Here is a 19,597-nt window from a genome sequence, read left to right as displayed (position 1 = left end):
AGTTAAGGCTCCAAGGTCACAGTTTCCTCTGCGCAGCGCGCATCAGCACAGGCCTTTGCGGTCTTTCCCAGAAAGCCAATGACAGAGGCCACGGTCACCGTGTTGATCTTTCCGTTCCAACGTAGCTCGTCGGGGTGGTCGTCAAATGCGATATTGGCGCGTGAGATCCGTGCGCCCAAGCGGGTCATGGCGTCGATGGTGAGCGTGGTGGGGACAAAGCCCGCAGTCTTGAGCCACGCTTGCGCGTCAGTACGTGTCGCGACCTCGTCTTCATTAGCAAGACCGTAGGCCAATACCTCCAGTACCCAGGCATTGGAGTTTTGGTACTTGGTGCTGAACGGGTAGGCCAGCATGTTGTACTTGGCTTCGTGCAAACGTTTGGCCGTTTTGCCGTTGATCGCTCTTAACAAGCGCTCTTGCACCGCCGCCTGCACGCGCCAAATACCTGCTTGGTACTTAAAGGGGGTGTCCGAGAAAAAGTCCACCATGCCTTGCTCGTACAGGGCGGATTGCGCGGTGCCACAGGTGTTGAGTTCGTGCACTACACTCCAACCACCGTCCGCTTGGCGCACCGCAAAGGCCATATGGGAATAGTCCAGGCCGTACGTGCTTAGGTCTTGGCCCGCGCGCCCGATAAGCACGAGTTGGTCAGGTAAGGCGTCTAACTTTTCTAGCGTGCGCTCGGCCATTTGGGTGGCTTTGATGGTCGCTTCTACGTTGGGGGCGGCCTCTTCACAAGGGCGGCCCGCCCACGCTGCGCCGCTGGTGCACAGGCATGCCAGCAGGTACAGCCCAGCCCAGCGCTGGCGAATGGTCAACGCGGCGCGCACTAGTTCAACTTCTTGGATCGCACCAAGCCCGCTTGGCTGTCGGTGACCACACCCAAGGGTGTGTTGTTGGACGCGATGGCAAAGCTGTGCTGGCCCAGGCGCTTGGCGTCTACGATTTGGTTGAGCCGTACATTGGCTTTTTCGATTTGCTTGGTGGGTACCGCCAGCGTGAGTGTTGCTTTGTTGTCTTGGCTCTTGAGCGTCATATGGGTTGTGTCCCCTTGGGCTTCCAAGCCGGTGACTGTCCAGCGGGTTTCTTGGTTCAGCGCATTGGACACATTGCCAAATGAGTTACCTACCGCAGTGGACCCTTCGACCGACACATACACTGGCAGCAAAACAATGACCGCGCTGGCTGCAGCTGAGTAGTTGGATTCACTGTTGCCTGCATGCGCTGCCCCCACCCAAAGGCTTTGGGCTGCGAGCAAGGACAACAAGAGTTTCGGTATGGGATGCATATGTGCTGTAGGACTTTCTAAGAGTGGGACACCGCGCCCCGTGGCGTACGCTTGAAACGATTTGCGCCACTGCCACGTTGACAGGGTGCTGCTTCACTATAGGGCCTTGGTCGTGGCCAGGGCTTGCGCGCTAGGGTGCGATACTCATCGCTTTGCGGCGGCTGTACCTGCCGTGCGCGTGATGCAAAGCGACGTTGTGACTGAAGAATCCCCAAAAATACAAGAAGCCCGCCTGTGGCGCGACAACGGGTGGACCGCCCGCGTGATCAAGAACGAAGATGACGATGGATGGGCAGTGGCCATGGTCAAAGATGGCGAGCCAGAACCCGCTCTGGTGGGGCCTTGGACCATGGGGCGCGACAAAAAGAACCCCAAGCCCTTGGATAGCACTGCGTTTAGCACCTTGGTAAAAACCGCGTCTGAGTTTGTGCGCCGCCATGAGCAGCAGCTGCACGCCAGCTTGCACCAGAGCATTGTGGTGACGGTCGCCCAGGGTTCTGGTCTAAGCGCCCGGGTGACGGTGCGGCTGGACATCGTGCCCGATGAAGACAACCCGTACGCAACACTGAGTGCCAAAGACGATGGCGATGCGCTGTTGGCCGAGCTGCGTGTTGCGCCTAGCTTCAAGCTCAACCGCGCCAGCGCGCTTGCGTGGGTGGAAAGCGACTTCGCGAAACCCGCGACCCGTTAGCGCATCAGTTCGTGGACGGTTTGGCGGGGCGTCCGCCAAAGATGGCGCTGCCCACCCGCACCATGGTGCTGCCCGCGCGAATGGCTGCCGCCATATCGGCACTCATGCCCATGGACAAAGTGTCTAAGCCAAGTTTTTGGGCGTTAAGGGTGCCAAACAAGGCGGTGGCCCTTGTAAACACTGCGCAAGCTGCTTCAAAATCAGGAGCGGGTTCTGGAATGCACATGAGGCCTCGCAACCTTAGGTGGGGGAGTTGAGCGACTGCCTGGGCCAACGCTAGCGCTTCCTCTGGGGGCACGCCGGATTTGGTGGGCCCACCGTCCACATTGATCTGAATGCAGATATTGAGTGGCCCTAGGTGCGGTGGGCGCTGCTCGCTCAGTCGTTGCGCAATTTTGAGGCGGTCTACCGTGTGCACCCAGTCAAAGTGCTCGGCCACCAAACGTGTTTTGTTGCTTTGGATAGGCCCTATGCAATGCCACTCTAGCGGCAAGTGCTGGAGTGCTGCAATTTTCTCCACCGCCTCTTGGATGTAGTTTTCGCCAAATGCGGTTTGCCCGGCGGCATGGGCTTGGGCGACCGCGTCAGGGCCAAATGTTTTGGATACGGCCAATAGCGTAACGGCATGGGCGGGGCGCCCAGCCTGTGTACAGGCGGTTGCAATGTCGGCGCGAACTTGGTGGAGCTTCTCGGCAATCGTGGTCATAATCGTGCGAGCGTACCAAACTAGCAACGAACTCCCAGAACGAGGCCTCCGTGGACATTACCCAATTACTCGCATTTAGCGTTAAAAACAAGGCGTCCGACTTGCACCTTTCGGCTGGCTTGCCGCCCATGATCCGTGTGCATGGCGATGTGCGCCGCATCAACGTGGAGCCGCTGGACCACAAACAAGTGCACGCCATGGTGTACGACATCATGAACGACGGGCAGCGCAAGCATTACGAAGAGTTCTTGGAAATCGACTTTTCGTTCGAAATTGACGGCTTGGCCCGCTTCCGGGTGAATGCCTTCAACCACAACCGGGGTGCCGGTGCGGTGTTTCGAACCATTCCTAGCAAGATTTTGTCTCTAGAGCAGCTCAACGCGCCCAAGATTTTTGGCGAGCTGGCCCTGAAACCACGCGGCATGGTGCTGGTGACTGGGCCTACCGGCTCCGGCAAGTCCACCACCCTAGCTGCCATGGTCAACTACCTCAATGAGACCGAGTTTGGCCACATTTTGACGGTGGAAGACCCGATTGAGTTTGTGCACGAGTCCAAGAAGTGCCTGATCAACCAGCGCGAGGTGGGGCCACACACCATGAGCTTTGCGGCGGCGCTCAAATCGGCACTGCGGGAAGATCCCGACGCCATTTTGGTGGGGGAAATGCGTGACCTGGAAACCATTCGCTTGGCCATGACGGCTGCGGAAACAGGTCATTTGGTGTTTGGCACCTTGCACACTTCTAGTGCGGCCAAGACCATTGACCGGATCATTGACGTGTTCCCTGCGGACGAAAAAGAGATGGTGCGTGCCATGCTGTCGGAGTCACTGCAGGCGGTGATTTCCCAAACGCTGTGTAAAACCAAAGACGGCCAAGGCCGGGTGGCCGCTCACGAAATCATGTTGGGCACCAGCGCGATTCGCAATTTGATTCGCGAAGCCAAAGTGGCGCAGATGTATTCCAGCATCCAAACCGGCAATGCCGTGGGCATGCAAACCTTGGACCAAAACTTGACCGACTTGGTGCGCCGCAATGTCATCAGCGCGGCTGAAGCCCGCACCAAGGCCAAGATTCCAGAAAACTTTCCTGGGTGAGCATGGCCCCCACGCTCCCGCACTTCGTGTGGTCGCTGCCCCCCAAGGGGGGCGCGATTTCCCTTGGGGCGGCCCGGCGGGAAATCATGGCACCCCCCCCGGCTTGCTCACTGCGTGTAGCCGCTTTCCCCCTTGCAGGGGGCAATGCCAGTGGCCCGGCAGAGCCGGTTCCACGGCATTCCTGATATGTGAGGGCCTGGCGCACTCCGGGTTGAATTAAAGAAAGGTAGGTGCTCTCATGGAGCGCGATCAAGCAACGAAATTTATCAATGACCTGTTGAAGCTGATGGTCAGTCGCAATGGCAGCGATTTGTTTATTACGGCGGACTTTCCGCCTGCGATCAAGGTCGATGGCAAGGTCACCAAGGTCTCACCGCAACCCCTGAATACAGCGCACACCTTGGCCCTGGCCCGTTCCATCATGAGCGACAAGCAAGTGGCCGAGTTTGAGCGCACCAAAGAAGGCAACTTCGCCATTTCGCCCGCAGGTATTGGCCGGTTTCGCGTGAATGCTTTTGTGCAACAGGGCAAAGTGGGCATGGTGTTGCGGGTGATTCCGGGCATACCCCCTACGATTGACGGCTTGGGTGTGCCCCACGTGCTCAAAGAGATTTCGCAGTCCAAGCGGGGCCTGTGCATCATGGTGGGGGCAACGGGCTCGGGCAAATCCACCACCTTGGCGGCCATGGTGGACTGGCGCAACGAAAACTCTTACGGGCACATCATCACGGTGGAAGACCCGGTGGAGTTTGTGCACATGCACAAGAACTGCGTGGTCACGCAGCGGGAAGTGGGCTTGGATACCGACAGCTGGGAAGCTGCATTGAAAAACACCCTGCGGCAAGCGCCGGACGTGATTTTGATGGGCGAGATCCGTGACCGAGAAACCATGGAGCACGCCGTTGCCTTTGCCGAAACGGGCCACCTGTGCTTGGCCACGCTGCATGCGAACAGCGCCAACCAGGCGCTGGACCGCATCATCAACTTCTTCCCCGAAGAGCGGCGTTCTCAGCTCTTGATGGACTTGTCTTTGAATCTCAAGGCCTTGGTCTCTCAGCGCTTAATCCCCAAGCAAGATGGCAAGGGCCGTGTAGCGGCAGTAGAAATCATGATCAATTCGCCGCTGATCTCCGACATGATTTTCAAGGGCGAGGTCGCCGAAATCAAAGAGGTGATGAAGAAGAGCCGCAACATGGGCATGCAGACCTTTGACCAAGCGCTGTATGACTTGTACGAGGCGCATGGCATTACCTATGAAGACGCGCTGCGCAATGCAGACTCGGTCAATGACTTGCGCTTGCAGATCAAACTCAACAGCCAGCGTGGCCGCTCTAGCGACTTGAGCGCGGGCACTGAAGGCTTCTCCATTGTTTAACCGACTGGCTTTGTCATGACTACACCCTATACCTCCACAGCCATTAACGCCAAGACCTATGAGCCCAGCACGCCCACCAGCGTGGCATTTTTGGGTTTGGGTGTCATGGGCTACCCCATGGCCGGGCACTTGGCGCGCGCGGGCCATCCCGTGACGGTCTACAACCGCACCACTGCAAAATCGATAGCATGGTGTGCAGATTTCGCGGGCGCTGCCGGCGAAAAGATCGTTAATTTCCATGCCCTCACGCCCAAACTCGCGGCGCAAGGTGCGGATGTCGTGTTTTGCTGCGTGGGCAATGATGATGATTTGCGCAGCGTCGTCCTCGGGCCTGATGGTGCCTTTGCAGGCATGAAGCCTGGTGCCGTGTTTGTGGACCACACCACGGCGTCCGCCAGTGTGGCGCGTGAGCTCAGCGCCGCTGCGCTTGCCTTGGGCTTGCAGTTTGTGGACGCCCCTGTGTCGGGTGGCCAAGCGGGAGCGCAAAACGGGATGCTCACGGTGATGTGTGGCGGCGATGAAGCAGCCTTTGCACTGGCCAAGCCGATTGCCATGGCCTTTTCCCGTGCCTTCACCCACTTGGGGGAAAGCGGTGCCGGCCAGTTGGCCAAAATGGTCAACCAAATTTGCATTGCTGGCCTGGTGCAAGGTTTGAGCGAAGCGATTGCCTTTGGCCAAAAAGCAGGGCTCGACATGAACCAGGTCCTCGACGTCATTGGCAAAGGCGCAGCCCAGAGCTGGCAGCTCGACAACCGCGGAAAAACCATGGTGGCCGACAAGTTCGACTTTGGCTTTGCGGTGGATTGGATGCGCAAAGACCTGGGGCTGGTGTTGGACGAGGCCAAGCGCAACGGCGCGCGTCTGCCTGTCACCGCCTTGGTGGACCAGTTCTATGGTGATGTGCAGCACATGGGCGGGAAGCGCTGGGATACGTCTAGCCTGATCAAACGGTTAAAGTGAAGCGCTAACGGGGCTTGTGCCCCGAAATGACAAAAGGCCTGCAGCACGTAAGCGCTGCAGGCCTTTTGTTTGGTGGCGGTCGCTTGGGTCAAGCGCCGCTAAGCCTTAGGGCTGTGTCGTGGACTTTTTGTTGGCGTCCGCTGCTTCCGGCTTGGGCATCATGGCGGCCAATTCATCTTCGGAGATGTACTCCAGCAAGCGCACCACTTTCTGCACGCCAGAGGTACTGCTGATGACATCGGTAGCGCGTTTACCTTCGCGCTGGGTGACGCGGCCCATCACATACACCGTACCACGCTCGGTCGTGATCTTGAAAGCATTGGCAAACAGGTCTTTCGCGTCGACAATGGCCGCCTTGACACGGCCAGTCACCAAGGCGTCCGATGAGCGCTGGGTCAGTGTGGCATTGCCCATGATTGCAAGCTCGTTCACGATGGAGCGTGCGTTTTCCACGCGAGACACGATCTGCTCGACCAACTGCTTGTCTTGGGCGTTGGGTACTTCACCCGTCAATAGCACTTGGCGGTTGTAGCTCGTCACATTGACGTGCACACGCTCGCCCAAGTTTTCTCGAATACGGTTGGCCGCTTTGAGTTCGATGGCGTTGTCTTCCACCACGGTTCCCGAGGTGCGGCGGTCTGACGCCACCATGCCGCCCATCACAGCGCCGCCCACCATCAGGGGGAAGCAGCCGCTCAAAGCAGCCAGACTGCCTGCCAAGAGCAGGCCTAAAGTAGTTTTACGGATCAAGGGTGTCATGTTCATGGGTTGCTTTCCAGGTCGCCCAGTAGCTGGGAGTCAACTGCATCACAAATGCAATGCAGGGTCAAAATATGTACTTCTTGAATGCGTGCGGTGCGCTCATGCGGAACGCAAATATGCACATCCGTGTCGCGTAGCAACTGGCCCATCTTGCCGCCGCCGCGTCCGGTCAGTCCGATCACCACCATCTCGCGCTCATGCGCAGCTTCAATGGCGCTGAGGACATTGCCCGAGTTGCCGCTGGTGGAGATGGCCAACAGCACGTCACCCGGTTGGCCAAGGGCCCGCACTTGGCGCGAGAAGATGGCGTTGAAATCGTAGTCGTTGGCAATTGCCGTGAGGATGGAGCTGTCGGTGGTGAGTGCGATGGCACCTAGTTCGGGGCGTTCCCGTTCAAAGCGCCCTACAAACTCGGCGGCAAAGTGTTGTGCGTCGGCGGCTGAGCCACCATTGCCGCAGGCCAGCACTTTTCCACCGCTGGTGACGCAGGCCAACACGGCCTGAACAGCAGCGGCAATGGGGATGCTGAGCGCTTGCGCTGATTGGTACTTAAGGTCAGCACTGTCAATAAAGTGCTGTTGAATTCGTTGTTCGAGCATGCTTCCAATGATACCTGCGCCCAATGTGGGCACTGTTACAGCTTCGTTGCGGGGGTGCTGTCGACGGTCAATGGGCATCAAAGGCTCCGGGCAGCCAGTCGATCTGGCCTTGTTCTATGGACACAATGTCAAACCGGCACGGGGGCTGTGTGGCCAAACGCATCAGATAGTGCCGGGCGGCGAACACAATGCGCCGTTGTTTGGTGCTGGTCACGCTCGCTGCAGCGCCCCCGAAGGCGGCATTTTTGCGTTGGCGCACCTCGACGAACACGACCGTGCCGTCAGGTGCGCGCATGATGAGGTCAATTTCCCCACCGCCACGCCCCGGCGTTCGATAATTGCGCTCCAGCAGACGCAGTTTTTCATTTTGTAAAAAACGTAAGGCCATGTCTTCTGCTGCATCGCCGCGCTGTTTGGTGGTGTCTGTGTCAGATTTGCGAAAAGGAAAAACCATTGATTTCAACCTATGCCAACGCTTTGCGCGCAGCGCACGATGCGGCGTCTGAGCAGCATTATCCTGCCGGCACCTTGTATGTCGTGGCGACGCCCATCGGCAACTTGGCCGACATTACCTTGCGCGCCTTGCATGTGCTGGGGTTGGTGGATGCTGTAGCTTGCGAGGACACGCGCCATACCCAAGCATTGCTGCGCGCCTACGGCATTGACAAACCCAGCAACCAATTGCTGGCCTTGCACCAGCACAACGAGGCGCAAGCCGCACAAGGTGTGATTGACTTGCTGCGCCAAGGCAAGCGCATTGCCTATGTGAGTGACGCGGGCACACCCGGGGTGAGTGATCCCGGTGCGCGCTTGGTGGCTGCGGTGCAAGCCCAGGGGCTGCGCGCGATGCCTTTGCCGGGTGCGAGCAGTGTGATTACGGCGGTGTCTGCTGCTGGACTGGTCGATGAGGGCGGCGACAGCGGTGGTTTTATGTTTGTGGGCTTCTTGCCATCCAAGGCCACCGAGCGCAGCTTCGCAGTACAGGCGCTAGCGTCCCAAGAGCGGGCCGTGGTGCTTTTGGAGGCACCGCATCGCATTGAAGCACTGGCAGCAGCCCTGGGCGCGTTGGGCACGCGCCGTGTGACCGTAGGGCGCGAGCTCACCAAGCAGTTCGAAGAAATAGCAACGGTGGCTGCGCAAGACCTCACCGCGTGGCTTGCAGCAGATGCCAATCGGGTTCGCGGCGAGTTTGCCTTGGTGCTACATCCCGCGCGCGCCCAGGCCCAAATGGGGCAGGGTGTGCGGGTGCTCAAGCTGCTGCTGGAGCAATTGCCGGTCAAAGTGGCGGTCAAGCTAGCGGCTGACATCACCGGCGAGCCTCGCAATGCCTTGTATGAGCAAGCGCTTGTGCTCAAGGCCGCGGCATCTGAGGGTGACTGAGGGTTTTTGCAGCTAAGCAGCGGTCAGCGCTTGCCAAGCCTGCACATAGGCTGCTGCACGCACCCCAACGTCCGCGGCTTGGCTACCCGGTGAAAACAATTGCCCCCCAATCCCAAAGCCGGTAGCGCCTGCTGCGCGCCATGCGCCCATGCTCTCGGGGGTGATGCCTCCAACGGGCCACAAATCGGTTCCCGCAGGTAACACCGACTTCAGCGCTTTGAGGCCACCATGCCCCACCATCTCTGCGGGGAACAATTTGAGCGCATGTGCCCCAGCTTCTAGGGCAGCAAATGCTTCAGTTGGGGTGGCTACACCCGGCGCGCACAGCATGCCCAGGCCAACCGCATGCCGAATCACGGCAGGTGCACAGTTAGGCGACACCATCAGCCGCCCACCGGCGTCGTAAACCGCTTGCACATCACTTGGGGTCAACATGGTGCCTCCACCGACCAGCGTATCTGCTGGCAAATGCTGCACTAACAGTTCAATGCAGCGCAGAGCGCCCGGCCGGTTGAGCGGCACTTCCAGGGTGCGAAACCCTGCGTTCACCAAAGCGTGGCCAATGTCCACAGCGGTTTCTGGTGTGAGGCCACGCAAAATGGCAACCAAGGGCATGGTGCGGGCATTTGCAACTAGGCGATGGGCGGGTGTGATGTCGGTAGGGGTCATGTGTTTTTCTGTGCGTGCTGGTACAAATGGCTGACGGCGGCCAAAAAGGCGGCCTTGGGGTCCAAGATGTTGAATTGCAGACTTAACAAATCTGCTGCGGTTTGGTAGTGGCGTGCCAATTCAGGCGAGCCGATGAGCTGAAAGCGCTGCTGGCTCGGTGACAGTGCGCCGGTGCCCGTGCTGGCATGGCTGTGCATGACGTCTTTGAGTTCCGTGCCAATGAGCAATCCGCTCAAGTACGACCGCGTGCTGGCCGCTGGCATGTCGCCGCAGACCACCAAGGCCCGACTGGCAAACAGCATATGGCTGAGTGCGCGCTGCCCTGACACCCGTACTCCATTTGCAAACGCGGTGGCATCCCAGACAGGGGTGCCCACGCCCGCAGCGGCTGCCAATGTGCCGTGGCGCCCCAAGAGGTCAAACAACTCCCCCGTCATATAGGTTCGCAGTTGGCGCACCCGTCCGTCTTGCAGCTCTACCCACTTGCTATGCGTGCCGGGCAGTACAAACCAACCGTCGCTGTGCCCTTGTACGACCGCGCCCAAAAGTTGAGTTTCTTCGCCGCGCATCACGTCAGGCTGCCCCCACGCGTTGCGCACACGGTATCCCGGCACAATAAAACGTGGTGGGGCAGTGGTACCGGCAGGCACGGCAAACAGGTGCTTACCCAGATCTTCCAGTGCGAGCTCTTGGTCGGCGTAAGGCACCTCGTGCCAGCCCAGCGCGCTGCCCACCATGCCCGCCATGATCACGCAGTCCGTGTCGGTGTTGAGCGCGCCAAGCGCTTGCTTTAAGGCGGCTTCGAAGTTTCCTTGGCTAGCGAGTGCGCCCTGGTCATCGGCCATTTCTTGGGTGCACGTGCCTTGGGCTGTGATGGCATAGGCGCGGCGGTGGGTGGTGCCCCAGTCAATTCCGACGAGAGGGATGTGCAAAGTGGTTTCCATAGTTTTTAAAATAGGAGATTGCGCGATTTAAACATATGATGATTAAATCGCAAAACTCGCGCCATTCGGCGTTTTAACCTCACCCGTCTGCCGTATGAAGCCTCAACTCAGTCCACCCGCCTCCGCTTACACGGGGCGCAATTTGCATGGACAGGTCGTGGGGGAATTGGGTAAGCGCATTGTGGGCGGGGCATACCTCGCGGGTGCGGTGCTGCCCAATGAGGAGCAGCTGTGCCAAGAGTTGGCGGTTAGTCGCACGGCGTTGCGAGAAGCGGTCAAGGTGTTGGCCGCCAAGGGCTTGCTCGAATCACGCCCCCGCATCGGAACGCGTGTGCGCGCCAAAGAGTTGTGGAACCTGTTGGACCCCGATATTTTGGCGTGGCGGTGTGCCACGGGGGCGGATGCCGAGTTTTTGCGGCACTTGACGGAACTACGCGAAATCATTGAGCCTGCAGCTGCGTCGCTAGCGGCCAGCAGCCGCACGCCAGAGCAGTTGGAGGCCATTGGCGCTGCGCTGCACAACATGGAAAACGCCCGTGATATCGGCCAATGGGTGGAGGCAGATTTGGAATTCCACACCGCCATCTTGAAAGCCACCAACAACCCTTTGCTCATGCCGTTGGCGGCCATTATCGGCAGCGCTTTGGAGTCGTTGTTGGGGGTCACCGCCCGGGGTGCAGGCGACTTCAAGCGGGGGCTATCGGACCATCAAAAAGTGTATGCGGCCATTGAAAGTGCCGACACCCAAAGTGCTCTGCACCGCATGGCGGGCATGCTTTCGGAGACCCGGGCGTTGATGAAGCGGGTCGCCTTCTAGTCTTTGGGGTCTTTTGCGTTTGCGAGGGGTCTTTTCGCGTGCGCGCGGGAAAACCCTAGTTTTCTTACGGTTTATTTGTATGACAATTAAAACCAAGAAACACAGCAATTGCTCGCAAAGCCATGACCGACCCCAAAGACAAGCTTCGCCGTTCCCAACATTGGTTTGGCGGCACCAGTAAAGACAATTTCATCCACCGCAGCTGGATGAAAAGCGAGGGACTGCCAGCAGACAGCTTTGACGGCCGCCCCGTCATCGGTATTTGCAACACATGGAGTGAGCTCACCCCATGTAACCAAACCTTCCGTGAGCTGGCCCAGCGGGTCAAGCATGGTGTGATGCAAGCGGGTGGGTTTCCTGTGGAGTTTCCCGTCTCCAGTCTGGGTGAAACCCTCATGCGCCCCACGGCCATGCTGTACCGCAACTTGGCGAGCATGGATGTTGAAGAGGCGCTGCGCGCCCACCCGCTCGATGGCGTGGTGCTGCTGGCGGGCTGTGACAAAACCACCCCCGCTACGCTGATGGGTGCTGCCAGTGTGGACCTGCCCACGGTCGTAGTGTCTGGCGGCGGCATGCTCAATGGCAACTACCGCGGCCAAGCCATTGGCTCAGGCACCCATGTCTGGAAGTTCTCGGAAGCGGTCAATGCGGGCACTATGACGCTGCCGCAGTTCATGCAGGCCGAAAGCTCCATGTCACGTTCTGCGGGGTCTTGCATGACCATGGGGACTGCCTCCACCATGGCTAGCTTAGTAGAAGCGCTGGGCGTGGCGCTGCCCACCAATGCGGCTATTCCAGCGGTGGATGCACGCCGCTACGAACTGGCGCAGCGCGCAGGCCGCCACATCGTGGACTTGGTGAATCGGGATGTCCGCCTGTCGCAGATTCTGACCCGCGAAGCATTTGAAAACGCCATTCGCGTGTGTGGTGCCATCGGGGGCTCCACGAATGCGGTGATTCACCTCTTGGCCATCGCAGGGCGCATGGGGGTTCCGCTGACCTTGGACGATTGGGACCGATTGGGGCGCGACATGCCCACCATCGTCAACCTGATGCCCTCCGGCAAGTACCTGATGGAAGACTTTTATTACGCCGGTGGCCTGCCTGTCGTGATGAAGCGCCTGCTGGACGCCGGAAAGCTCCACGGTGAAGCCATGACCGTGAACGGCCAAACCATTGCCCAAAACGTGGCCGACGCAGAATGCTTTAACGACGATGTGATTCGCCCCCTCGACAAGCCCTTGGTGGACCAAGGAGGCTTGGCCGTTTTGCGCGGCAACCTGGCGCCTAACGGTGCGGTCATCAAGCCCTCGGCTGCCACGGCTAGCCTGCTCAAGCACACTGGCAAAGCGGTGGTGTTTGAAGACATTGAACACTACAAGACACGCATCGAAGACCCTGATTTGGATATTGATGCCAACTCAGTCATGGTGCTCAAGAACTGTGGCCCACGCGGCTACCCCGGCATGGCCGAAGTAGGCAACATGGGCTTGCCCGCCAAGTTGCTGAAGTTGGGGGTGACAGACATGGTGCGCATTTCAGACGCCCGTATGAGCGGCACAGCCTTTGGCACGGTCGTTTTGCATGTGGCGCCAGAGGCGGCAGCAGGCGGTCCCCTTGCTTTGGTGAAGGACGGCGACATGATTGAGCTCGATGTGGCCCAGCGCAAGCTGCAGCTCCTGATCAGCGACGAAGAGCTCGCGCAACGCCGAGCCGAGTGGCAGGCACCGCCAGAGCCTGCTTCGGGCTACGTGCGGCTCTATCACCGCCATGTGATGCAGGCCGACCAAGGCGCGGACCTCGATTTTTTAGTGGGTTGCCGCGGTGACGCTGTGCCCCGCGAATCCCACTAAGCCCCAGGCAAGGAACACGACAACATGGCGCGTATCGAACTGAAAAAGGTCTTCAAGGCCTATGGTGACCACCCCCCGGTCATTCGTGATGTCAATCTAGACATTGGCACCAACGAATTTTGTGTGTTTGTAGGCCCCTCGGGCTGCGGCAAATCCACCTTGCTGCGCATGGTGGCCGGTCTAGAGACCATCAACAGTGGCGAACTGCGCATTGGTGAGCGCGTGATGAACGACGTCGCACCCGCGCAGCGTGGTGTCGCCATGGTGTTCCAAAGCTACGCCTTGTTCCCGCACATGACCGTGTATGAAAACATGGCTTTTGGTTTGCGGCTGTCTAAGGTGGACGAAGCCAGCATTCAGCGCCGCGTGGGCGATGCTGCGCGCATTCTGCAGTTAGAGCCACTGCTACAGCGCTTGCCCAAAGCCCTGTCGGGCGGACAGCGGCAGCGGGTAGCGATTGGCCGCGCGATCGTGCGCCAACCCGGGGTGTTTTTGTTTGATGAGCCGCTGTCTAACTTGGACGCAGCACTGCGCGTGCAAACCCGTTTCGAGATTGCAAAAATCCACCGCGACTTCGGCAAAGCCAGCACCGTCTATGTGACCCACGACCAGGTGGAGGCCATGACCTTGGCAGACCGCATCGTGCTCTTGAACTCGGGCCCCGCAGTGGCGCGCGACGGAAGCGTGGCACAGTTTGGCGCGCCGCTAGAGCTCTACCACCGCCCCGTCAATAAGTTTGTGGCGGGTTTCATTGGTTCACCCAAGATGAACTTTATTGACGGTACCTTGCAAGCCGCCACGGCTGACCTGGCGACCGTGGTGCTCAACACGGGTGAAACCGTGCAAGCACGGGTCAACGCCAGCCGCTTGAGCGCAGGTGCGAAGGTCACCCTAGGGCTGCGCCCAGAGGACGCGGAAGTGGGGACCGCCAGCCAGCATGTGCTGCGTACCGTCCAGTGGCAAGAGCGTTTGGGTGAGTCCACCTACCTCTACCTCGACAGCGGAGCGCCCAGCGACCCGTGTGTGGTCAAAGCCCCAGGCAACAGCTTTGCGCGGGCCGGTGAGCGCGTCGCCTTGAGCATGCCGCCGCAGCACCTGCATCTGTTTGATGCCGATGGCTTGGCCTTGCCACGCACTATTGCAAACGAAGAGCTGTCTTTGTCTGCGCCCGTGCAAGCCCCCGCAAGCCCCGCGTTTGCCTAAAGGACATGGCGATGGAACTCGGTGTTTGTTACTACCCTGAACAGTGGCCCCAAGCGTGGTGGGAGGATGATGCCCAACGCATGGTGCAGATGGGCATACGCTATGTGCGTATTGCGGAGTTTGCTTGGAGCCGCATCGAGCCAAGGCCCGGGCACTTCGAATGGTCTTGGCTGGACCAGGCCATTGAAACCTTGCACGCGGCAGGGCTCAAAGTCGTGATGTGCACGCCCACCGCTACGCCTCCCAAATGGTTGGTCGACAGCGACCCCACCATGCTGGCGGTCGATGCCTCGGGGCAGCCGCGCAAATTTGGCTCGCGCCGCCACTACTGCTTCTCCAGCCAGAGCTACCGTGCGCAGAGTGCACGCATCTCACTGGCTGTGGCAGAGCGCTATGGCAAACACCCTGCGGTCGCAGCGTGGCAGACCGACAACGAGTATGGCTGCCATCTCACGGTGCTCAGCTACAGCGATGCAGCCCAGCAAGCCTTCCGTGCTTGGCTGCAAAAGCGCTATGGCACGGTGGACGCGCTCAACACTGCGTGGGGCAATGTGTTCTGGAGCCAAGAATACGCAAGCTTTGACGAAATAGACGCGCCTGTGGGCACGGTGACCGAAGCCAACCCCGCGCACCGCTTGGACTACCGGCGCTTTGCGTCTGACGAAGTGGTGGCGTTCAACCGCATCCAGACCGACATCCTGCGCGCCCACTCGCCGGGGCGTGACATCACCCACAACTTCATGGGTTTCTTCACGGAGTTTGACCACCATGACGTGTCGCAAGACCTGGACGTGGCCACCCATGACAGCTACCCGCTGGGCTTTACCCAAGACTTCTTTTTAAGCCCAGACGAAAAGCGCCGCTATGCGCGCACCGGCCACCCCGACATTCCGGCCTTTCACCATGACCTCTACCGTGGCATGTGCAAAGGGCGCTGGTGGGTGATGGAGCAGCAACCGGGCCCCGTGAACTGGGCGCAGTGGAACCCCGCTCCGCTAGACGGCATCGTACGCTTGTGGACTTGGCAAGCGTTTGCCCACGGCGCAGAAGTCGTCAGTTACTTTCGCTGGCGCCAAGCACCGTTTGCCCAAGAGCAAATGCATGCGGGCTTAAACCGCCCAGACCGCACCATCGACCAAGGGGGCTTAGAGGCCACGCAAGTCGCACAGGAGTTGAAGGATTTGGGTGCAAATATGCCGCTAGCGCCCATGCGTACTGCGCAGACTGCTATTGTTTTTGATTACCCCAGTATCTGGATGGCACAAATCCAACCCCAGGGTGCCGACTTCAACGCCATGGAAATCACGTTCCGCGCCTACAGCGCGCTGCGCGCCATGGGGCTGGATGTGGACATGGTGTCCAGCAAGGCGGACCTCAGTGCTTACCGCATGGTCGTCTTGCCGGCGCATATGCGTGAGGACGCCCACTTGGCGAAACGCTTGGCGGAAAGCCAGGCCCAGGTCGTGTTGGGGCCGCGCAGTGGTGCCAAAAACCAAGCGCTCGCCTTTGCCGCTGGCATGCCGCCAGGGGCCTTTGCCCCCTTGGCGGGTCTGCAGGTGCAGCGCGTGGAATCTCTGCCGCCGGGCGTCCATGACCTGGTGCAGTGGGCCAATGGCGCGACCAGCAGCAACACCCACTGGCGCGAAGACGTCGCCAGCCAGGGCGCAACTGCCCTCGCTAGTTTTGCCGATGGAAAGCCTGCCGTGCTGCGCAATGGCAACAGCTGGTACAGCGCGGGCTGGCCCGATGCCGAGGGCTGGAACCAGTTGCTAGGCCAAGTGGCGCAAGCCGCGGGCTTGGTCACCCACACGCTGCCAACGGATGTACGCATCACACGCAACGGTGACTGCTTGTTTGTTCAGAATTTTTCGAGTTCCCCGGTGGAGTTTTCACCAAGCAACAGCGCGCACTGCCTACTGGGTGCGCGTGAATTGGCCCCCCAGGGCCTGGCCATCTGGAAGCTGCAAGCTTCCGCATAACGCGTCCCCCGACGTACAACTAGGAGATAGAAGACATGCGATTCAAACTTGTGCAACGCACTTTGGCCACAGCGGTGCTGATGGCTTGCGGCCTGAGCGCCTTTGCGGGCGACTTGGTGATCAACACCGATGCGTCAGACCCTGCACCTAAGGCAGCGTTTGAGGCATTGGTCAAGGGCTTTGAAAAGGCAAACCCAGACGTTAAAGTCAAGGTCAACACCTTTGACCACGAAGGCTACAAAACCTCCATTCGCAACTTCTTGGGCGCGGAAGCACCTGACTTGGCGACGTGGTACGCAGGCAACCGCATGGCTCCATTTGTCAATGCCGGTTTGTTTGAAGACGTGTCTGATCTGTGGGCTAAGGAAGGCTTGAACGATTCATTCAAGTCAGCCGCCGCATCCATGACCATCAATGGAAAGAAGTGGGGCTTGCCTTACACCTACTACCAATGGGGCGTGTACTACCGCAAAGACATCTTCGCCAAGCTGAAGATCGCTGAACCCAAGAGTTGGGACGACTTGGTGAAAGCATCCGCCACACTGAAGGCGAACAGCATTGTGCCGTTCGCCATCGGCACCAAAGCCACGTGGACCACAGGCGGCTGGTTTGACTATCTGAACATGCGCGTCAACGGCTATGAGTTCCATATGGACCTGACCGCTGGCAAAGTGCCTTACACCGACAAACGCGTGCAAGCGGTGTTTGACAAGTGGGACGACCTGGTCAAGCCTGGCTACTACTTGGCAAACCACCCGTCTTACCAATGGCAAGAAGCACTGCCGGCTTTCGTCAAGGGTGACGCCGCGATGTACCTCATGGGCAACTTTGCGGTCGCGCCTATGAAAGAAGCGGGCCTGAAAGAGGAGCAACTGGGCTTTATGCAGTTCCCTGAAATCACCAAGGGTGTGCCAAAAGCAGAAGATGCGCCCACCGACACTCTGCACATTCCGTCAAAAGCCAAGAACAAGGTGGACGCACGTCGCTTCCTCGCGTACATGGCCAAGCCGGAAGTTCAGTCAGAAATGAACGCGACCTTGGGTCAATTGCCGGTCAACAAAAACGCCAAGATGCCACAAGACACCTACCTGAAGGCTGGTTTCTCGATGTTGTCTAACGCGTATGCACTGGGTCAGTTCTATGACCGTGACGCACCGGCAGAAATGGCCAAGGCCGGCATGGACGGATTCCAAGAGTACATGCTCAAGCCACAGAACCGCACCGCGATTCTGGAGCGCCTGGAAACCGTGCGCCAGCGCGTTTACAAGTAAGGGCAAAGGACAGCCGTGGCACTGGCGGGAGACAGTGCCACCACGGACCTCCCCACGAAAAGAAACCTGCCAGTCTGTATTCCATGTTTAACAGCCCTGCCACGCAAGGTCAGCCCGGTCCTGAGCTTTGCACCGATGTGGCGTGGCTTCCCCACGTGGGGCACTGGCAGTGTTTTTGACCCCGCGGTTTTTGCTTAGCTACCGAGACGATTTTTATGACTTCTTCCAGCGCTACAAGCCCTGACAGCCTGGCCAAGCCCGGCTGGTGGTCGCGCCACCAAATGGCTTTGGTGCCATGGCTCTTCCTCACCCCCGCCATGCTGATGTTCATGGTCTACGTGATCGCGCCGATTTTTGAGTCCATTGCGATTAGCTTCTACGACTGGGACGGATTGGGAACCCCCAAATTCATTGGCTTGGGCAACTACATCGAGCTCATGGGTGACCCCGACTTCATGGTGTCGCTCAAGAACAATGTCATCTGGTTCTTTGGCTTCTTGCTCTCTATTCCTATGGGCTTGGGCTTGGCGCTCTTGCTCAACCAACAGGTCTTTGGCATTCGCTTGGCCAAGTCCCTGTTCTTCTTCCCGTTTGTCATTTCCCAAGTGGTGATTGGCTTGGTGTTCAGCTGGTTTTATGACCCCACCAATGGCCTGCTGCTCCATGTGATGGCGGCACTGGGCATGGACCCTGTGGCCATTTTGTCCGACGATCGTCTGGTGACGTACGGCATTGTGGTGGCGGGCCTGTATCCGCAGACTGCCTATTGCATGATTTTGTATTTAACGGGTTTGAATAACCTGCGCCCTGACCTGATTGAAGCCGCGCGGCTAGAAGGTGCCAAGGGCTGGACCATGTTGTTCAAGATCGTACTGCCGCAATTGCGCCCCGCGACCTTCATCGCCGTCGTGGTGACCATCATTGGCTCACTGCGTAGCTTTGACATGATCTCCATCATGACCCAAGGCGGACCCTACGGGCAGTCGCGGGTGTTGGCCTACTACATGTACGAAAAAGCGCTCAGCGAGTACGGCTACCGCATGGGCTACGGCACGGCCATTGCCACGGTGCTGTTTTTGCTCATGCTCGTCTATATTATTTTTGTCCTGTACCGTGTGTACAAACAGGAACAGGAGACCGATTAAATGTTCCCCACCCCTATTGCGAACACCTCGCTGCCCACCCGCCTGCTCTACAAAGTGGGCTTGCCCGTGGCCCTGCTGGTGTGGTTGCTGCCCATCATTGCGGTAGCGTTCACCTCGGTCCGAGGTTTAGGCGATCTTTCCAGTGGCAACTACTGGGGTCTGCCGACTGACTGGCGGATTATTGAAAACTACTCGGCCGTGTTCAACAACACGCCGCTGGCCACCTATATCTTGAACAGCTTCTTGGTCACCATTCCCACCGTGATTGGTGCGCTGACGTTGGCCTGTATGGCGGGCTTTGCGCTGGGGGTGTACCGGTTTAAGTTCAACCTGCTGGTGTTCTTCATCTTTGTGGGCGGGAACTTCATTCCCTTTCAAATCTTGATGGTGCCTGTGCGTGACCTCAGCCTGCGGCTGGGCTTGTACGACACCATCACCGGCCTGGTCTTGTTCCACATCGCGTTCCAAACGGGGTTTTGCACCTTCTTTATGCGCAACTTCATCCGTGAATTGCCACGCGAGTTGATTGAAGCGGCCCGCGTAGAGGGAGCGTCTGAAATCCAGATTTTCTTTAAGGTGGTGTTGCCCTTGGTGCGCCCGGCGGTCGCGGCGCTGTCCGTGCTGATCTTTACCTTCATCTGGAATGACTACTTCTGGGCCACGGTCTTGATTCAAGGTAGCCACGCCATGCCCGTCACAGGCGGCTTGAAGTCACTCAACGGCATCTGGGTTGCCCAGTGGCACTTGGTGTCGGCTGGCTCTATCGTGGCGGCTATGCCGCCGGTATTGATCTTCTTTCTCATGCAAAAGCACTTCATCGCCGGTCTGACATTTGGCGCTACCAAGGGCTAGCTGCGCCCT

20 protein-coding genes are annotated in these 19,597 nt (G+C 58.9%); 12 read left to right on the top strand and 8 right to left on the bottom strand.

What is annotated here, in order from left to right:
• Positions 1–2 precede the first annotated feature (2 nt).
• Positions 3–830 (bottom strand): DUF2145 domain-containing protein, encoded by an 828-nt coding sequence (locus tag EXZ61_RS19665; protein ID WP_237219014.1) that lies wholly within the window; start codon positions 828–830, stop codon positions 3–5.
• On the bottom strand, positions 830–1,288 hold the full coding sequence (locus EXZ61_RS19660) for a hypothetical protein (RefSeq protein WP_142813609.1): 459 nt from the start codon (positions 1,286–1,288) through the stop codon (positions 830–832). Before EXZ61_RS19660 ends, EXZ61_RS19665 begins: the two co-directional genes overlap by 1 nt.
• 181 nt (positions 1,289–1,469) lie before the next feature.
• On the opposite strand from EXZ61_RS19660, the gene EXZ61_RS19655 reads away from it, so the two are divergent.
• Entirely contained in the window at positions 1,470–1,979 is a 510-nt protein-coding gene (locus EXZ61_RS19655) for a hypothetical protein (RefSeq protein WP_142813607.1), read from the top strand.
• A 4-nt stretch (positions 1,980–1,983) separates the two neighbouring features.
• On the opposite strand, the gene EXZ61_RS19650 is transcribed toward EXZ61_RS19655, so the two are convergent.
• Positions 1,984–2,685 (bottom strand): YggS family pyridoxal phosphate-dependent enzyme, encoded by a 702-nt coding sequence (locus EXZ61_RS19650; protein WP_142813605.1) that lies wholly within the window; start codon positions 2,683–2,685, stop codon positions 1,984–1,986.
• 50 nt (positions 2,686–2,735) lie between these two features.
• Here EXZ61_RS19650 and EXZ61_RS19645 point away from each other — a divergent pair, with 50 nt between their 5' ends.
• The 3 genes from EXZ61_RS19645 to EXZ61_RS19635 all read left to right on the top strand — a co-directional run bounded on the left by EXZ61_RS19645 (position 2,736) and on the right by EXZ61_RS19635 (position 6,114).
• Positions 2,736–3,779: a type IV pilus twitching motility protein PilT gene (locus EXZ61_RS19645; protein ID WP_142813603.1), complete on the top strand. Its 1,044-nt coding sequence runs from the start codon at positions 2,736–2,738 to the stop codon at positions 3,777–3,779.
• A 238-nt stretch (positions 3,780–4,017) separates the two neighbouring features.
• On the top strand, positions 4,018–5,154 hold the full coding sequence (locus EXZ61_RS19640) for a PilT/PilU family type 4a pilus ATPase (protein ID WP_142813601.1): 1,137 nt from the start codon (positions 4,018–4,020) through the stop codon (positions 5,152–5,154).
• Positions 5,155–5,169: 15 nt separating this feature from the next.
• Entirely contained in the window at positions 5,170–6,114 is a 945-nt protein-coding gene (locus EXZ61_RS19635) for an NAD(P)-dependent oxidoreductase (RefSeq protein WP_142813599.1), read from the top strand.
• A 105-nt stretch (positions 6,115–6,219) separates the two neighbouring features.
• Here EXZ61_RS19635 and EXZ61_RS19630 read toward each other — a convergent pair whose 3' ends face one another.
• The 3 genes from EXZ61_RS19630 to EXZ61_RS19620 form a co-directional block, all read right to left on the bottom strand.
• Positions 6,220–6,873 (bottom strand): BON domain-containing protein, encoded by a 654-nt coding sequence (locus EXZ61_RS19630; protein WP_142814331.1) that lies wholly within the window; start codon positions 6,871–6,873, stop codon positions 6,220–6,222.
• Positions 6,874–6,875: 2 nt separating this feature from the next.
• On the bottom strand, positions 6,876–7,475 hold the full coding sequence (locus tag EXZ61_RS19625; protein WP_142813597.1) for a phosphoheptose isomerase: 600 nt from the start codon (positions 7,473–7,475) through the stop codon (positions 6,876–6,878).
• A gap of 67 nt (positions 7,476–7,542) precedes the next feature.
• Complete coding sequence (locus EXZ61_RS19620; protein WP_142813595.1) at positions 7,543–7,929, bottom strand: YraN family protein; 387 nt, start codon at positions 7,927–7,929, stop codon at positions 7,543–7,545.
• Between EXZ61_RS19620 and rsmI the strand changes: the two genes are divergently transcribed.
• Positions 7,929–8,855 carry a 16S rRNA (cytidine(1402)-2'-O)-methyltransferase gene (gene rsmI / locus EXZ61_RS19615; protein ID WP_142813593.1) on the top strand — a complete coding sequence of 309 codons (927 nt, stop codon included), beginning with the start codon at positions 7,929–7,931 and terminating at the stop codon, positions 8,853–8,855. The two genes, EXZ61_RS19620 and rsmI, sit on opposite strands and share 1 nt — an antisense overlap.
• A gap of 12 nt (positions 8,856–8,867) precedes the next feature.
• On the opposite strand, the gene EXZ61_RS19610 is transcribed toward rsmI, so the two are convergent.
• Complete coding sequence (locus EXZ61_RS19610; protein ID WP_142813591.1) at positions 8,868–9,524, bottom strand: 2-dehydro-3-deoxy-6-phosphogalactonate aldolase; 657 nt, start codon at positions 9,522–9,524, stop codon at positions 8,868–8,870.
• Positions 9,521–10,456: a 2-dehydro-3-deoxygalactonokinase gene (locus EXZ61_RS19605; RefSeq protein ID WP_168224830.1), complete on the bottom strand. Its 936-nt coding sequence runs from the start codon at positions 10,454–10,456 to the stop codon at positions 9,521–9,523. The genes EXZ61_RS19610 and EXZ61_RS19605 overlap by 4 nt, the downstream gene beginning before the upstream one ends.
• A 106-nt stretch (positions 10,457–10,562) precedes the next feature.
• Between EXZ61_RS19605 and EXZ61_RS19600 the strand changes: the two genes are divergently transcribed.
• The 7 genes from EXZ61_RS19600 (at position 10,563) to EXZ61_RS19570 (ending at position 19,588) form a co-directional block, all read left to right on the top strand.
• Entirely contained in the window at positions 10,563–11,285 is a 723-nt protein-coding gene (locus tag EXZ61_RS19600; RefSeq protein WP_142813587.1) for a FadR/GntR family transcriptional regulator, read from the top strand.
• 122 nt (positions 11,286–11,407) lie between these two features.
• Complete coding sequence (locus EXZ61_RS19595) at positions 11,408–13,138, top strand: IlvD/Edd family dehydratase (RefSeq protein ID WP_142813585.1); 1,731 nt, start codon at positions 11,408–11,410, stop codon at positions 13,136–13,138.
• Between the two features lie 24 nt (positions 13,139–13,162).
• Positions 13,163–14,341: an ABC transporter ATP-binding protein gene (locus EXZ61_RS19590; RefSeq protein ID WP_142813582.1), complete on the top strand. Its 1,179-nt coding sequence runs from the start codon at positions 13,163–13,165 to the stop codon at positions 14,339–14,341.
• 11 nt (positions 14,342–14,352) lie between these two features.
• Positions 14,353–16,320, top strand: coding sequence for a beta-galactosidase (locus EXZ61_RS19585; RefSeq protein ID WP_142813580.1), 1,968 nt, complete (start codon positions 14,353–14,355; stop codon positions 16,318–16,320).
• 35 nt (positions 16,321–16,355) lie between these two features.
• Complete coding sequence (locus EXZ61_RS19580; RefSeq protein WP_142813578.1) at positions 16,356–17,591, top strand: ABC transporter substrate-binding protein; 1,236 nt, start codon at positions 16,356–16,358, stop codon at positions 17,589–17,591.
• Between the two features lie 215 nt (positions 17,592–17,806).
• On the top strand, positions 17,807–18,736 hold the full coding sequence (locus EXZ61_RS19575; RefSeq protein ID WP_425353591.1) for a carbohydrate ABC transporter permease: 930 nt from the start codon (positions 17,807–17,809) through the stop codon (positions 18,734–18,736).
• A complete protein-coding gene (locus tag EXZ61_RS19570) occupies positions 18,737–19,588 on the top strand; it encodes a carbohydrate ABC transporter permease (RefSeq protein ID WP_142813576.1) in 852 nt (283 codons plus the stop codon).
• Positions 19,589–19,597: the final 9 nt, after the last annotated feature.

The sequence above is a fragment of the Rhodoferax aquaticus genome, assembly GCF_006974105.1.
In the GTDB taxonomy this organism is placed as follows: domain Bacteria; phylum Pseudomonadota; class Gammaproteobacteria; order Burkholderiales; family Burkholderiaceae_C; genus Allorhodoferax; species Allorhodoferax aquaticus_A.
Note: the sequence above shows the minus strand (reverse complement) of the source record. Positions and strands in the feature narration are given on the sequence as shown.